This is a genomic window from Mesorhizobium sp. RCAM 06353 (assembly GCF_059683585.1).
Map to the genome: position 1 here is coordinate 5,441,182 of NZ_CM185031.1, position 14,705 is coordinate 5,455,886.

The 14,705-nt window shown below is 62.4% G+C and carries 12 protein-coding genes; 9 read left to right on the plus strand and 3 right to left on the minus strand.

Features of this window, described 5'->3' with window-relative positions; genetic code table 11:
- Window positions 1–74: 74 nt before the first annotated feature.
- The 5 genes from AC56QX_RS26490 (at window position 75) to AC56QX_RS26510 (ending at window position 5,308) form a co-directional block, all read left to right on the plus strand.
- Window positions 75–734 carry an alpha/beta hydrolase gene (locus AC56QX_RS26490; protein ID WP_497111416.1) on the plus strand — a complete coding sequence of 220 codons (660 nt, stop codon included), beginning with the start codon at window positions 75–77 and terminating at the stop codon, window positions 732–734.
- A gap of 173 nt (window positions 735–907) precedes the next feature.
- Window positions 908–1,987: a toxic anion resistance protein gene (locus AC56QX_RS26495; RefSeq protein WP_497111417.1), complete on the plus strand. Its 1,080-nt coding sequence runs from the start codon at window positions 908–910 to the stop codon at window positions 1,985–1,987.
- 11 nt (window positions 1,988–1,998) lie between these two features.
- Window positions 1,999–3,570: a substrate-binding domain-containing protein gene (locus AC56QX_RS26500; protein WP_497111418.1), complete on the plus strand. Its 1,572-nt coding sequence runs from the start codon at window positions 1,999–2,001 to the stop codon at window positions 3,568–3,570.
- Window positions 3,571–3,584: 14 nt separating this feature from the next.
- Window positions 3,585–4,202, plus strand: a complete 618-nt coding sequence (locus AC56QX_RS26505; RefSeq protein ID WP_497111419.1) for a 5-bromo-4-chloroindolyl phosphate hydrolysis family protein — start codon at window positions 3,585–3,587, stop codon at window positions 4,200–4,202.
- On the plus strand, window positions 4,202–5,308 hold the full coding sequence (locus tag AC56QX_RS26510) for a type 2 periplasmic-binding domain-containing protein (protein WP_497111420.1): 1,107 nt from the start codon (window positions 4,202–4,204) through the stop codon (window positions 5,306–5,308). Before AC56QX_RS26505 ends, AC56QX_RS26510 begins: the two co-directional genes overlap by 1 nt.
- A 3-nt stretch (window positions 5,309–5,311) precedes the next feature.
- Here the strand turns inward: AC56QX_RS26510 and sthA are convergent, their stop codons facing one another.
- Window positions 5,312–6,700 carry a Si-specific NAD(P)(+) transhydrogenase gene (gene sthA, locus AC56QX_RS26515; protein WP_497111421.1) on the minus strand — a complete coding sequence of 463 codons (1,389 nt, stop codon included), beginning with the start codon at window positions 6,698–6,700 and terminating at the stop codon, window positions 5,312–5,314.
- A gap of 214 nt (window positions 6,701–6,914) precedes the next feature.
- Between sthA and AC56QX_RS26520 the strand changes: the two genes are divergently transcribed.
- The 3 genes from AC56QX_RS26520 (at window position 6,915) to AC56QX_RS26530 (ending at window position 9,313) form a co-directional block, all read left to right on the plus strand.
- On the plus strand, window positions 6,915–7,385 hold the full coding sequence (locus AC56QX_RS26520; RefSeq protein WP_497111422.1) for an RDD family protein: 471 nt from the start codon (window positions 6,915–6,917) through the stop codon (window positions 7,383–7,385).
- Window positions 7,386–7,523: 138 nt separating this feature from the next.
- Window positions 7,524–8,288, plus strand: a complete 765-nt coding sequence (locus tag AC56QX_RS26525; protein ID WP_010915563.1) for an arginyltransferase — start codon at window positions 7,524–7,526, stop codon at window positions 8,286–8,288.
- Between the two features lie 128 nt (window positions 8,289–8,416).
- Complete coding sequence (locus tag AC56QX_RS26530; protein WP_497111423.1) at window positions 8,417–9,313, plus strand: DMT family transporter; 897 nt, start codon at window positions 8,417–8,419, stop codon at window positions 9,311–9,313.
- Between the two features lie 117 nt (window positions 9,314–9,430).
- Here the strand turns inward: AC56QX_RS26530 and AC56QX_RS26535 are convergent, their stop codons facing one another.
- Window positions 9,431–10,645, minus strand: a complete 1,215-nt coding sequence (locus tag AC56QX_RS26535) for an AI-2E family transporter (RefSeq protein WP_497111424.1) — start codon at window positions 10,643–10,645, stop codon at window positions 9,431–9,433.
- A gap of 247 nt (window positions 10,646–10,892) precedes the next feature.
- A complete protein-coding gene (gene parC / locus AC56QX_RS26540; RefSeq protein ID WP_497111425.1) occupies window positions 10,893–13,130 on the minus strand; it encodes a DNA topoisomerase IV subunit A in 2,238 nt (745 codons plus the stop codon).
- 347 nt (window positions 13,131–13,477) lie between these two features.
- Here parC and AC56QX_RS26545 point away from each other — a divergent pair, with 347 nt between their 5' ends.
- A complete protein-coding gene (locus AC56QX_RS26545) occupies window positions 13,478–14,668 on the plus strand; it encodes an aq_1923 C-terminal domain (RefSeq protein WP_497111426.1) in 1,191 nt (396 codons plus the stop codon).
- Window positions 14,669–14,705 lie beyond the last annotated feature (37 nt).

Consider the following 14,705-nt stretch of genomic DNA (forward strand, 5'->3'; position numbering starts at 1 on the left):
TCGCGGAGCACGAACATATTGCGTTTTGAAGCCGGCAAATTGAGCGGAACCTCATATAATCAAGAGGATGCGGGATGACTGGCGTCGTCGTCGAAAGCGGCCCGCTGCTCACGGATCTAGCCTTTCACTACCGTCTCCTGGGCGCTGGCGGCGACAGCCGTGAATGCCTGTTCCTGCTGCATGGGTCGGGTGTCGACGAGACCACTCTGGTGCCGCTGGCAAGACAGATCGCGCCCGGCGCCGTGCTGGTGGCGGCGCGTGGCCGTATCCCCCAGGAGGACGGTTTTCGCTGGTTCGAGCGGATAAGCCCGACGCGTTTCGAACAGAAGAGCATCGTCACCGAAACGGCTGCCTTCTCGGCATTTGCAAACGAGGCCGCCAAGCGCCATGGGCTCGATCTCACCCGCGCTGCTTTTCTCGGCTATTCGAACGGCGCCAATCTGGTTTCCAGCCTGATGCTGCTCCATCCGGGCATCGTCCGCAGGGCGGCACTGCTGAGGCCAATGCCTGTGCTTGACGACGTGCCGGCGACGGATCTTGCGGGAACACGGACGCTGATCATCGCCGGCGCCGTCGACGAAACCTACGGACCCTTCGCGCCGGCGCTGGTCACACTGCTCAGCCAACGCCGCAGCGAGATCGACGCCCGGATCATCCCATCAGGCCATGACATCGGTGATCCGGACGCCGCCATCGTCAGGCAATGGCTGGCAGGATCGGCTGCCGTGGCGTAGGCGGAGCCGCCCGAGCGTCAGGCAGCCTGTTTCGCGGCAGGAATCACCAGAATAAGTGCGACAAAAGCAACTATTCACCAACGAAATGGCCCGGGCCTTCCATTGTCCACAGCGGCGACATATGTCTGTCACATCCGGCCTATCGAGATACTGTTCACTGAGGGGAGGTCTGCATGACCGACAAGAACAGCATCACTCTGCTCGACGACACTTCGCAATTGCCTGTCATTACGGCCAATCCGGCTGAAATCGCCAAGATTGAAAACAGCATCGACGTGCGCGACCGCGCCGCGATTTCGGTTTTCGGCGACCGCGCCCAGCAATCCGTCAGCGACTACGCCGACAAGATCCTGTCGCAGCTGCGCAATCGCGATCTCGGCGACACGGGCGATCTCCTGACCGACATCATCATGAAGGCCAAGAACCTCGATCCGGCTTCGCTGAAGGATCAGGGGTTTTTGAGCAATCTGTTTTCCTCGTTCAAGGCACGGCTCGAGCGCTTCAAGGAAAAATACGAGGATGTGGCCGGGCAGATCGACCGCATCGGCCTGGAGCTCGACCGTCACAAGGATACGCTGCGGCGCGACATCGCCGTGCTCGACGACTTGCACGAGCAGACCAAGGACTCCATCCTCAAGCTCGATGCCTATGTGCAGGCGGGCAAGAAATTCGTTGACGACTACCGCGCCAACGAACTGCCGAAACTGAAGGCTGCCGCCGATGCCGGAGGCGGCGATGTTGGTGGTACGCTGGAAGCGCAAACCTATCAAGACGCGGTGCAGGCGCTCGACCGGCTGGAAAAGCGCGTCTTCTATCTGGTGCAGGCGCGCCAGCTCGGCATCCAGCAATTGCCGCAGATCCGCATCGTCCAGTCCGGCGACGAGACGCTGATCGAGAATTTGCAGGCGACCTCGGCGCTGACCGTGCCGGCCTGGAAGCAGAAGATGGTGATCCTGCTTGGCCTGACCAACCAGAAATCGGCGCTCGAACTGCAAAAGACGGTGACGGACGCCACCAACGAGATGATCCGCCAGACCTCCAAGATGATGAAGGACCAGGCGATCTCGATCGAGGAGCAGGCGCAACGCGGCATTGTCGATGTCGAAACGCTGGCGCAGGCCAATCGCGACCTCATCGACACGGTGCAAGGCGTGCTGAAGGTCCAGCAGGAAGGCCGCCAGAAGCGGGCGGATGCCGAAAAGCAGATGGACCAGATGACGCTCGATCTCAAGAAAGCGCTTACTCAAAGCTGATCGGAACCGCCATGCCGAAGACGCTGACGTCCGTTCTGCTGCTGGCCCTCGCAATGATTTTGGCGGCTTGCAATTCGAGCAACGTCAAGTTCTCGATTGTATCCGGTTCCGAGAACACGGTGCTGCAGCCCATCGTGCAGGAGTTCTGCGACAAGCAAGGCGCTACCTGCAGCTTCGCCTATGAAGGCTCGCTCGACATCGGCCTTGGCCTGCAACGACCCACCGGACTTGACCAAGACGCCGTCTGGCCAGCCTCAAGCGTGTGGGTGGATCTATTCGATTCCGGCCGCAAGGTGCGCAACCTGACCTCGATCGCGCAGATGCCGGTCATTCTGGGCGTGCGTAAATCCAAGGCCACGGAGCTCGGCTGGATCGGCAAGCCGGTTTTCATGAAGGACATTCTGGCTGCGGTGAAAGACGGCAAGCTCAAATTCCTGATGACGTCGGCGACACAGTCCAATTCCGGCGCCAGTGCCTATCTGGCCATGCTGTCCAGCGCGCTCGGCGGCAAGGAAGTGATCGAGCCCGGCGATCTCGACAATCCGAGCGTGCGCGAAACGGTAAGCGCCCTGCTGCAAGGCGTCGAGCGTTCGTCCGGCTCGTCGGGCTGGCTCGCCGATCTCTATGTCGACAGCGCCAGCAAGGGCACCGTCTATGACGCGATGTGGAACTATGAGGCGACGCTGAAGGAGACCAACGACAAACTGAAGCAGATGGGCAAGGAGCCGCTCTATGCCGTCTATCCGGCCGACGGCGTCGCGGTCGGCGATTCGCCGCTTGGCTTCATCGACCATGGACGCGGCCCGGAGGTCGAAAAGTTCTTCACCGACCTGCTCGCCTATCTGCAATCGGACGCCGTGCGCAAGCGCATTGCCGACACAGGCCGGCGGCTGCCGCTTGGTGGCTCGGCGATCCAGGCCGCGGCTGAGCCCGACTGGAATTTCGATCCGGGCAAGCTGGTGACGTCGATCCGGATGCCGGAGCCGGCGGTGATCCGCAAGGCGCTCGATCTCTACCAGGAGGCCCTGCGCAAGCCTTCGCTGACAGCGCTGTGCTTCGACTTCTCCGGCTCGATGGAGGACCAGGGCGAGAAACAGCTGCAGGCCGCCGCACAGTTCCTGTTCACGCCGGAAAAGGCGAGCGAGGTGCTGGTGCAGTGGACGCCGTCCGACCACATCTTCGTGCTGCCGTTCGACAGCGCCGTGCGTGCCAATTTCGCGGCGACCGGCGATGTTGCCGGGCAAGCCCAGCTGCTGGCGGACGTCGCTGACCAACATGCCGGCGGCGGCACAGACATGTATGCCTGTGCCCAGCAGGCTTTGCAGCAAATCACCGCGACACCTGACCTGCCGAAATACCTGCCGGCGATCATCATCATGACCGATGGCAGGACGGATGGCAGCGCCGACTTCTTCCTTCAGCAGTGGCGTAGCGCCCCGGTGCGCGTGCCGGTATTCGGCATCACCTTCGGCGACGCCGACAAGAGCCAGCTCGACAGCCTTGCCAAGGCGACTTCGGCGCGCGTATTCGATGGCAGCGGCGATCTGGCGGGTGCCTTCCGCGCCGCCCGCGGCTACAACTGAGATGCGCGGCTAGGATGCGTGGCTTGTTCGGTAACGACTGGAACTGGATCGTGGCGGGCCTTGTCTCGGCGGCGTTGCTGGTCGGGCTGAGCCTCCTCACCCATTTTCCGTTCCTGGTGTCGGCAATCATCGCCGCGTTGGTCTTTGCCGGACTTGTGTTCGTCCTGGCGCCACGCCAGCTGTTTGAAGGGCTCGACCTCAATTCGCTCAGTGGCAGCCGGGTCGCGTTTGCGCGCGAGTTGCTGGCGCAAGCCCAGCCGGCGGCGGACCGCCTGGCGGCAACCGCGCGGACCATTTCCGACAAGGACATGGCGGCAAAGGTGAAGAACCTGTCCGACATCGCCGCCGATGTCATTACCAGGGTCGAGGCCAAGCCCGACAGCGCGCCCGCCGTGCGGCGGTTCCTCACCTACTACGTGCCGCAGGCGGCCGAGGTGTCGGAAGGCTATGCGGCGCTGGCCAGCCGGCGCGCGCCAAGCCAGGCGCGGCTCGCCAATATCGGCGCTGTCATTACCAAGCTGCAGGATGCTTTCACGCATTATGCCGACAGCCTGGCCGACTCCGAACTCGGCACGCTCGACGTAGACCTGCGACTCATTCAGGAGTCGCTGAAAGAGGATATTGGTCGCTGATGGCCATTTCACGCCGCGCTTTCGGACTGGGTCTGCTGGGTGCCGCCGCCGCCGGCACCGGCGGCTATCTGACACTCAAGGATCGCCCCGAATTCCGCGGCTATCTCGGCAACAAGGCACATCTGTTCGGCTTCATCGGCGGCGAGAAGCAGGCGTTCCTGGCCGATCCGGATGTTGTTCATGCACTGGCTGGCTACGGGCTGGAGCTCGACGCCCGTGTCGCTGGCTCGGTCGAGATGGTGCGGGAAGCAGCCCTTCTGTCGCAGAAACCGCAATTCCTGTGGCCATCCTCTTCGATCATGGTCGATCTTGCCCGCAAGAGCGGCGTTTCGATCCGCAACGACCAGGTGGTGCTGAACTCGCCGATCGTCGTCTACACCTGGGGGCCGGTGGTCGAAGGGTTGAAGAAGAGCGGGCTGGTCACGGTCGCCGCCAAGGGCGGCTACAATCAGCTCGATCTCAAGGCCTTGCTCGATGCCATTCTGGCCGGCAAGAACTGGTCGGATCTCGGCATTGACGAGCTTTATGGCCGGGCCCGCATCGTCTCCACCGATCCCAACCGTTCCAATTCCGGCTTCATGTTCGCCGGCCTGGTGCTCAGCCTGATGAGCGGCGACGTGGCGACGCAGGAGCTGCTGGCGAAGCATGGCGACCAAGCAAAGGCGATCTTCCGCAGCATGGGCCTGAAATCATCGTCGTCGGGAAAACTGTTCGACCAATATATCGCCGGCGGCCTTGGCGCCGAGCCGATGGTGGTCGGTTATGAAAACCAGTTGGTCGAATGGGCACTCGCCGACCCGGCACGCTGGCAAAGGGTGCAGGCCGGCATGGGCGCCAAGCCGGAAATCCTCTACCCCAGACCGACTGTGTATTCCGCACACCCGTTGATCGTCATCGATCCAGCGGTCGACAGGCTGCTGGAGGCGCTGACCAGTCCGAAGCTGCAGCAACTCGCCTGGTCCAAGCACGGGTTCCGCGGACCGCTCGGCACCGTGGCGGGTGACGCCGACGCCATCGCCGGCGTAAGACCGGCGGAGATCGAAGCGGTGCTGCCGATGCCTTCAGCCGATGTCATGTTGGCATTGCTCGACCAGATGGACGGTTGAGGCTTACCCGCGTCCCATCCGGTTCCAGGCGTCCAGTCCGGCGATCTTGTAGGCTTCGGCCAGCGTCGGGTAGTTGAAGGTGTTGTTGACGAAGAAGTCGACCGTGCCGCCGAGATTGATGACCGCCTGGCCGATATGAATGAGCTCGGTGGCGCCCTCGCCAACGATATGCGCGCCAAGCAGGCGGCGCGTCTCGATCGAGAACAACAGCTTCAGGAAGCCGGTATTGACGCCCATGATGTGCCCACGCGAGGTCTCGCGAAAGCGCGCCACGCCAACATCGTAGGCGGCTCCACTCTCACGCACCTGTTCCTCGGACTGGCCGACGGTGGAGATCTCCGGCACGGCGTAAATGCCATAGGGGAAAGTTTCCGGCGGCGGCGGGAGCGGCACGCCGAAGGCGTGGCAGGCGGCCACCCTGCCCTGCTCCATCGAGGTCGAGGCAAGGCTCGGAAAGCCGATGACATCGCCGGCGGCGTAGATGTTGGGCACGCTGGTCTGGAAGGTCTGCGGGTCGACCTTGATGCGGCCCCGGGAGTCTGCGTCGATGCCGACCACGTCGAGACCCAGGCTGCCGACATTGCCGGTGCGGCCGGCGGCGTAGAGCACGACCTCGGAACGGATGGTGCGGCCGTCGGCGAGTTCCACCTCGGCGGTCTCAGGCTTGGAGCGGATTTCCTTCACCGCGCTGCCCAGCCTAATCGTCATGCCGCGATCGCGCATCTGGTGGATGAAATCGTCGACGATCTCGCGGTCGACGAAATCGAGAATGGTGTTGCGCGGTTCGACCAGCGTCACCGGCACGTCAAGGGCGGAAAAGATCGTGGCATATTCGACGCCGATGACGCCGCCACCGATCACCGTCAGCGTGCGCGGCAGGCGGTCGAGCTCCAACATCTCGTCGCTGTCGAAGACGCGGGTCTTGTCGAAGGGCACGTCGCGCGGCCGATGCGGCCTGGTTCCGACTGCGATCAGCGCGTTGGCGAATCCGACCTCGCTGTAATCGCCATTATCGGCTGTCAGGCTGACCTTGTTGGGGCCGAGAAATTTTACCGACGCACGCGCGCTCTTGACCGTGTTGCGCATGAACTGGTGCTGCAGCACCTCGACCTCGTGATCGAGCGTCTTGTGCAGGCGCTCGACCAGATCGCCGACCGAAATATCCTGCTTGACCCTATAGCCGCGTCCGTAAAAACCGCGCTCGCGCCAGCCCGAGAGATTGAGCACGGTTTCACGCAGCGTCTTCGAGGGAATGGTGCCGGTGTGCACGGAGACGCCGCCGAGACGCCGGCCACGATCGACCACCAGCACGGATTTACCGAGCTTGGCCGACTGCACCGCGGCGCGGCGGCCGGAAGGGCCGCTGCCGATGACCAGCATGTCGTAGTCCATATTTCCCCGTCCCCTCGCCTCTGCTTCAGAGTGCTTTTGTTGCGCCGCAACAAGCTAATGCCATCCGCGCGGCAAATTCAACCGATTCGGATCGTGTCCTGCGTCGCTCGAGCCTTGCGCTGCGGAAGCCCGACCTTGATTCCGACACAGGCCTTCACCATTTCATCATCGAGCGGTCCGCACCCTATGTCGGGCCCTGTTACGAGGAAATGACATGAACGCGCGCGTTCTCGACGGCGAAATCATCAACACCCGGCTTGACGATGTCAGGGCCTATGAAGGCGTGCGCACAAGGCGCATCCTGGCCTTCGTGGTCGACTACATCATCGTGGCGCTGCTCACCATTCCTTTCGCCATACTGGTGTTCTTCCTCGGGCTTTTGACCCTCGGTCTCGGCTGGATGCTGTTCGGCGTCCTGCTGCCGGCCGTTGCTATCCTCTACATCTGGAACACGCTGGGCAGCGCCGACCAGGCCACCACGGGCATGAAGATGATGGGCATCCGCCTCGACCGGCTCGACGGCCGGCCAATCGACGGACTGACCGCGGTTGTCCATTCCGTGCTGTTCTGGGCCGGCAATGTCATCCTGTCGCCGCTGGTCCTGCTGGTGACCTTGTTCTCCGACCGCAAGCGCACGCTGCACGACCTTCTGCTCGGCACGGTGGTGAGCCGCAACGGCCGTTAAAGACGTTTTTCGAGAGCGCTCCCGCCTCGTCGGTGCAAATGTGAAGGCCTTAGCTTGCTCGGGCCTTCACAATCCTGTTGAATTTTTCGCTTTCCGCGCCAAAGGTAGAGCGACTCGAAGGAGTGTTTCCAAGGCTCGATGACGCAGCATCCGACCCAGTCGCCGCAGTTCTTCCTGACCGCGCCGTCGCCGTGCCCTTATCTCGACGGCCAGTTCGAGCGCAAGGTGTTCACACATCTGGTCGGCGACAAGGCGTCGGAGATGAATGACCTCTTGACGCAAGGCGGCTTCCGGCGTTCGCAAAACATTGCCTACCGGCCGGCCTGCGAGACGTGTCGAGCCTGTGTCTCGGTGCGCATCCTCGCCCAGGAATTCACCGCCAGCCGCAACATGAAGCGCGTGCTGCAGCATAATTCCGACCTCGTCGGCGCCATGCACAATGCCGAACCCTCGACCGAACAATATTCGCTGTTCCGCAGCTACCTCGATGCCCGCCACCGCCGCGGCGGCATGTCCGACATGACGGTGCTCGACTACGCCATGATGGTCGAGGATACCCATGTCGACACCAAGGTGATCGAATACCGGCGGCGTGGACCCGATACCTTCATCACCGGCAAGGGTCAGGGCGAACTCATCGCTGTGGCGCTCACCGACAAGATGGCCGACGGCCTGTCGATGGTCTATTCCTACTTCAATCCCGAATTCGAGGAGCGTTCGCTCGGCACGTTCATGATCCTCGACCACATCGCCCGCGCCAGGGCGATGGGCCTGCCCCATGTCTACCTCGGCTACTGGGTCAACGGCTCGCGCAAGATGAATTATAAGATGCGCTTCATGCCGCAGGAGCATCTCGGCCCCAAGGGCTGGGAGCGCTACACCAACGAAGCGGTTTCACGCTGAGTTTTTCCACGATCCGCGCTTAAACTGTTTCAAGGCAGGAGATGCTGGTCTTTCAGCCGGTTGGCTGGAGAAAGTGCGCCATTGCACCGGCCGGCCGCCAGCCTGCATTTCATTGCGAAAGTTCCTGCATGTCCGCTCACCTTGATCACCAGAAGGGTCTCTTGATAACCGCCCTCGGCGGACTGACGCTGACGGTCGACATACCGTTGATCCGCCTCGCCGACGGTGGCGCATGGACGATCATGCTGCTACGCACCGGCACCACATTCGTCGCGGGCATGGTCATCTGGTCGGTCTGGCGCGCGCTCAGCCGGAACGCACCGCCGCTCATCCCCGGCTGGTCCGGCCTGATCGTGGCGATCTGCTACGGGCTGACCGGGATCACCTTCGTCACCGCCGTCTATCATACCTCGACCGCCGATCTGGTCTTCATCCTGGCCTTCAACACCGTGTTCGCGGGCTTGCTGTCCTGGATATTCCTGCGGCAAAGGCCACAACTGGCTACCGTCGTGGCGATGCTGATCATGATTCTCGGCGTGCTGGTCATCGTCGGCGGCTCGGTCGGCACCGGCAAGCTGTTCGGCGATTTCATGGCGCTTTGCTCGGCCTTCTTCATCGCCGTGGCCATCACCATCTCGCGCGCCAGCGGCAAGGACATGGGTTTCACCTCGCTCGTCGGCGTCCTTCTGCCGATGGCCCTGGCCGCCTTCATGGTGTCCGGCGAAGGCTTTCACGTGAACGCACCCTGGTGGATCATCTTCAACGGCGCCGTCATCATGCCGATCTCGTTCTTCTGCCTCGCCGCCGGGCCGAAATACATTTCGGGGCCGGAAGTGGCGATGTTCTACCTGCTCGAAACCGTGCTGGCGCCGGTCTGGGTGTGGATGATCTTTGCCGAGGCACCAACCCGCAACAGCCTGATCGGCGGCGCGATCCTGATCGTCACGCTGGTCGCTCATTCGCTATGGCAGCTGCATGACGGCCGCAAGCACCGCGGCGACCTCGCGGTGCACCATCCGGTCTAGAACGGCCCACCGTTTCAGGGAAACGGCGAGCCGCTCTAGCGGCTTGTTTCGGCGCAATTCCGTACGGAAAACCGCTTCACACTTTTCCTGGAATTGCTTCAGAACAAGCTTCAGGGATCAGGCGCTGGCTTTCTTCGACGCGCCAGGTTTTGGCAGGATTTCGATCTGCGGATCGGCTTCGATTTCGACCGCCTCGCCGGCGGCCATCTCATCGACCAGTTCCACCTCGCGTAGCCACTCGCGCCAGATGGCGACCAGCAACGCCATCAGCACCGGGCCGATGAACAGGCCGAGAAATCCCATGGTCTTGACGCCGCCGATCAGGCCGAAAAAGGTCGGCAGGAAGGGCAGTTTTATCGGGCCGCCGACGAGCTTCGGGCGGAGCGTCTTGTCGACGATGAACAGTTCGACCGCGCCCCACAGGAACAGCACCAGGCCTGCCATGGGCGAGCCGCTGGCCGCGAGGTAGATCGAGACAAGGGTGAAGGACAAAGGTGCGCCGCCGGGGATGAGCGCCATGACGCCGGTCAGGGCGCCGAGCGTCACCGGCGACGGCACGCCGGCCAGCCAGTAGGCGATGCCCAGTACCAACCCTTCGCCGATGGCGATGACGGTCATGCCGGTCACCGTCGAGGAAATGGTCGCCGGCACGACGCGCGAAATCCGCTCCCATCGCGTCGGCAGGATGCGCTCGCCAAGACGATCCACCTGGCCGGCAAAATGCTCGCCGTCGCGATAGGCGAAGAACAGCGCGATCATCATGAACAGCAGCGTCAGAAGCAGGCCGAAAGCACTGCCGCCAGCGGCGAGCACGCCGCGATAGATGCTGCCGATGTTGGCGCCACTGACCAGCTGGATCAGTTCCCCGATGCCGCCAGGATGGCCGATATTGGTCGACCACTGGTCGTTCAGCCACTCGCCCACGACAGGCAGCGTGGCGATCCAGTGCGGTGTGGTGGCACCATGCCGATTGGTCTCGATTGCCCAGCCGACCCATTCGCGCACCTCATTGATGGCATAGGTGCCGGCGAGCGCGATCGGGATGACGAGGAAGGCCAGGATGAACAGGATGGCAAAGGTCGCGGCGATGGTGCGGTTGCCGCCGACGGCAACAAGCAGACGGCGGTAGAGCGGCCAGCTGGCGAAGGCAATGACGAGCGCGGCCAGCACCGGGAACAGGAAGCCATGGAAGAAATAGACGCCAGCGGCGACGATCAGTACCAGCAGCCAGCGCGCTGCCGACAGCGGCGGAATGACAGCCGACCGCAACGGCGTCGACAGCCCGAACAGGCGCTGGTGGCGCTCCGGTTTCTGGATTTTGGATTCCTTCAAACGCCCGTGTCTCCCAAACACCCTTCGCCGTTATGCACTGATATAGTGCAGCAATCGTGACGATACTCCAAATGGTTGGATATCTCCCCCTCGAGGGGGAGATGGCCGGCAGGCCAGAGGGGGTCGCCGCGTGGAGCGCCACGTTCTCTGTTCAAAGTATGAGGTCGAAGTAGGAGGTCGCGTCCGGTCGAACCGCCCCCCTCTGTCGCCTTCGGCGACATCTCCCCCTCGAGGGGGAGATTCGACGCTACCCGAACTTGCCCGTTCTCGGGAAACCCTTCGGTACCATACGCCCTGCCGATGCCCGGGCGCCGATCCATTCGGCGAGTTCCTCGCGCGACCTGGTAAACGTGCGGTCGGCCGAATCCTGCCAGGACAGGCCTGTCTCCAAGGTGAAAGGCTTGAGATCGAGCAGGCCGCCATCCTTGTATTTCTGCAGCCGAACGCCCTTGCCACGGCCCATCTCCGGGATTTCGGAGAGCGCGAACACCAGCATTTTCCGGTTCTCGCCGACGATGGCGAGATGATCGCCAGTGACCGGGATGCAGCGTTTGGCTTCGTCTGGTGCCTTGACGTTCATCACCTGCTTGCCCTTGCGGGTGTTGGCGACCACTTCCTCCTCCGGCACGATGAAGCCATTGGCGTCATATGAGGCCAACAGCAGCTTGCGCTTTGGATCGTGGACGAAGGCGGTGACGATGTCCTGATCATTGTCCATGTCGACGATGATGCGGATAGGCTCGCCATGGCCGCGCCCACCCGGCAGCCGGTCGGCGCCGATGGTGTAGAACTTGCCGCCGGTGGTGAAGACCAGCACCTTGTCCGTGGTCTGCGCGTGGAAGGCGAGCTTCAAGCTATCGCCTTCCTTGAAGGTCAGCGTCGATAGATCGGCCAGATGCCCCTTCATCGCCCGCAGCCAGCCCTTTTCCGAAACCACCACGGTGACCGGCTCGCGCTCGATCATGGCGTGGGCGATATCGGTCAGGTCGTGCTCGGGCGCATCGGCGAACTGGGTGCGGCGCTTGCCGAGCTCGGTTTCCGGGCCGAACTTGTCGCGGATGCTGGTGACTTCCCACTTGATCGTCGCCCACTGCTTGGCATCGGATGCCAGCAGCGCCTCGATCTGTTTCTTCTCGGTGGTGAGGCCATCGAATTCCTTGCGGATCTCGAATTCTTCCAGTTTGCGCAGAGCGCGCAGGCGCATGTTGAGGATAGCTTCGGCCTGGGTGTCGGTGAGCGACCAGCGGGCCATCATGACCTGCTTGGGCTCATCCTCCTCGCGGATGATCCTGATCACCTCGTCGATGTTGAGATAGGCGATCAGGTAACCGGCAAGGATCTCCAGCCGTCTTTCGATCTCGCCCAAGCGATGTTTCGAGCGGCGGATCAGGACGTCGCGGCGGTGGTCGAGCCATTCCTGCAGCACGCCCTTCAGCGACAGCACGTTGGGCACCTTGCCGCGCGACAGCACATTCATGTTGAGCGGGAAACGGCTTTCAAGCTCGGTCAGCTTGAACAGCGATTCCATCAGGATGCCGGGATCGACAGAGCGGCTCTTGGGCACCAGCACGACGCGGATATCCTCGGCGCTTTCGTCCCTGATGTCCTCGAGCAGCGGCAGCTTGCGCGCTATCAACAGCTCGGCGATCTTCTCGATCAGCCGCGCTTTCTGCACGCCATAGGGAATTTCGGTGATGACAATGCTCCAGGTGCCCCTGCCCTGGTCCTCCTGGATCCACTTCGAGCGCACGCGAAAACCGCCGCGCCCAGTCTCGTAGGCTTCGAGGATAGAGGCGCGGCTGTCGACGATGATGCCGCCGGTCGGGAAATCGGGGCCCTGGACGAAGTCCATCAGCTTGGCCACCGGTGCGTCCCGATGCTCGATCAGATGCAGTGCCGCGTCGCAGAGTTCGGCCGCATTGTGCGGCGGGATCGATGTCGCCATGCCGACCGCGATACCGGACGAGCCGTTGGCCAGCAGGTTCGGGAAGGCGCCGGGGAGCACCACCGGCTCCTCGTCCTCTTCATTGTAGGTCGGCCGATAGTCGACGGCATCCTCGGTGATGCCGGCCAGCAGCTCGGTCGCCACGTCGGTCATGCGCGCTTCGGTGTAGCGCATGGCGGCGGCGTTATCGCCGTCGATGTTGCCGAAATTGCCCTGCCCGTCGACCAGGGGATAGCGCATCGAAAAATCCTGCGCCAGCCGCACCAGCGCGTCATAGATCGACTGGTCGCCATGCGGATGGAACTTGCCCATCACCTCGCCGACGATACGGGCGCATTTGGCGAAGCCCTGGTCGGGATTGAGGCGCAGCAGGCGCATGGCGTGCATGATGCGGCGGTGAACCGGCTTCAGCCCGTCGCGAACATCGGGCAGCGCCCGGTGCATGATGGTCGACAGCGCATAGGCAAGATAGCGCTCTTCCAGCGCCTTCTTCAGATCGACCGGTTCGATGTGATCGCCACCGCCATCTTGAGGCGGCAAAACCCTTTTGCCATGGGCTGGGACTAGCCGAGCGGGTGATTCGCGGCAAGAGGCGCGTGCCGGACCAATCGGCTTGCGCGCTGTTGTGCAACAGGAAACCGCAAGGTCCAGCTTGCCGGCCAACATCAATCTGTTACATGCCACATCTATTGCGAAGCACGATAACGCTCGACGGCCTTCATGCCAAATTCACTGCATTCTCCAATAGCATACGGTTCGGGTTTGCCTTTCACTGCGATTTTCGACCATTGTGCCGGGACATGCCTTTTTCCCGTCCAGTTCGTCACGGAATGGTGATGGCGCGAAGAATTGAAAAACAATTTCAGGACACTCTCAGGGACCTTGCGATGACAATCAAACGCTCAACTCTCCGGAAATTCGCTCTTTCGACCTTCTTGTTCACACTGCCGCTGAATGCCGCCCTTGCCCAGGACGCGGCGGTCGCCGACCGGCTGAAGGCAACGCTTGGCGCCCAGGGCGTCGACATCTCCTGGACCGGCGTGACCGGTGACAACACCAGCATGGTGCTGCAGGGCGTTGCCATCAAGCCGGCGGCGGAAAAGGAAGCCCTCACCATCGGCGACGTCAAGCTCGAGAATGTCACCGAAGCCAATGGCGGCTACGACATCGGCACCGTTTCGACCTCGGCCTTCGAACACAGCAAAGACGGCGTCACTCTCAATCTCAGCCCCTTCATCATCCATGACATGACGGTCCCGGCCGATGGCTCCACCGGCCCGCTTGGCTCGCTGATGATGTACAAGTCCGCCGAACTCTCCAACATGACGGTCAAGGTCGCCGACAAGACCGCCTTCTCGATGGACGGGCTTGCCATCCAGATCACACCGCCGGCGGACGGCAAGGCGATGGAATTCACCGGCAACACGGAGAAATTCTCGGCCGATCTGTCGCTGGTCGACGACCCTAAGTCCAAGGAAGTCATCGACGCGCTCGGCTACCAGAACATCTCCGGCAATTTCGCAATGGCCGGCACCTGGCAGCCCTCGGATGGCAAGATGGAACTGTCGAAATACGACGTCTCCGTCGAGAACGCCGGCACGCTCGGCATGACCTTCGACCTCGGCGGCTACACGATCGACTTCATCAAGTCGCTGCAGGAAATGCAGAAGAAGATGGCCGCGCAGCCGGAAGGCGCCGACAATTCGGCGCAAGGCATGGCCATGCTCGGCCTGTTGCAGCAGCTGTCGTTCAATAGCGCCTCGATCCGCTTCGACGACGATTCGCTGACCGGCAAGGTGTTGGAATACGTTGGCAAGCAGCAAGGCATGTCGGCCAAGGACATCGCCAACCAGGCCAAGGCGATCGTGCCCTTCGGCATGACGCAGCTCAACAATCCGGAACTGACGGCCGAAGTGACGGCTGCGGTCAGCAAGTATCTCGACGATCCGAAGAGCCTCGAAGTCTCGGCCGAGCCGCCGGCATCGGTGCCGTTCGCGCTGATCATGGCGGGTGCCATGTCCAACCCGCTCGACCTGCCGAAGACGCTCGGCGTCCATGTCAAGGCCAACGAAGACTGATCGAACGGCCTCAAGATACGAAAAAAGCCCGGCAGCG

Bases quoted from the DNA above. Each gene is read 5' to 3' on its own strand.
- AC56QX_RS26525 (WP_010915563.1), top strand. From the start codon at position 7,524: ATGACGCAGCATCCGACCCAGTCGCCGCAGTTCTTCCTGACCGCGCCG.
- AC56QX_RS26510 (WP_497111420.1), top strand. From the start codon at position 4,202: ATGGCCATTTCACGCCGCGCTTTCGGACTGGGTCTGCTGGGTGCCGCC.
- AC56QX_RS26500 (WP_497111418.1), top strand. From the start codon at position 1,999: ATGCCGAAGACGCTGACGTCCGTTCTGCTGCTGGCCCTCGCAATGATT.
- AC56QX_RS26495 (WP_497111417.1), top strand. From the start codon at position 908: ATGACCGACAAGAACAGCATCACTCTGCTCGACGACACTTCGCAATTG.
- sthA (WP_497111421.1), bottom strand. From the start codon at position 6,700: ATGGACTACGACATGCTGGTCATCGGCAGCGGCCCTTCCGGCCGCCGC.
- AC56QX_RS26490 (WP_497111416.1), top strand. From the start codon at position 75: ATGACTGGCGTCGTCGTCGAAAGCGGCCCGCTGCTCACGGATCTAGCC.
- AC56QX_RS26545 (WP_497111426.1), top strand. From the start codon at position 13,478: ATGACAATCAAACGCTCAACTCTCCGGAAATTCGCTCTTTCGACCTTC.
- AC56QX_RS26530 (WP_497111423.1), top strand. From the start codon at position 8,417: ATGTCCGCTCACCTTGATCACCAGAAGGGTCTCTTGATAACCGCCCTC.
- AC56QX_RS26520 (WP_497111422.1), top strand. From the start codon at position 6,915: ATGAACGCGCGCGTTCTCGACGGCGAAATCATCAACACCCGGCTTGAC.
- AC56QX_RS26505 (WP_497111419.1), top strand. From the start codon at position 3,585: ATGCGTGGCTTGTTCGGTAACGACTGGAACTGGATCGTGGCGGGCCTT.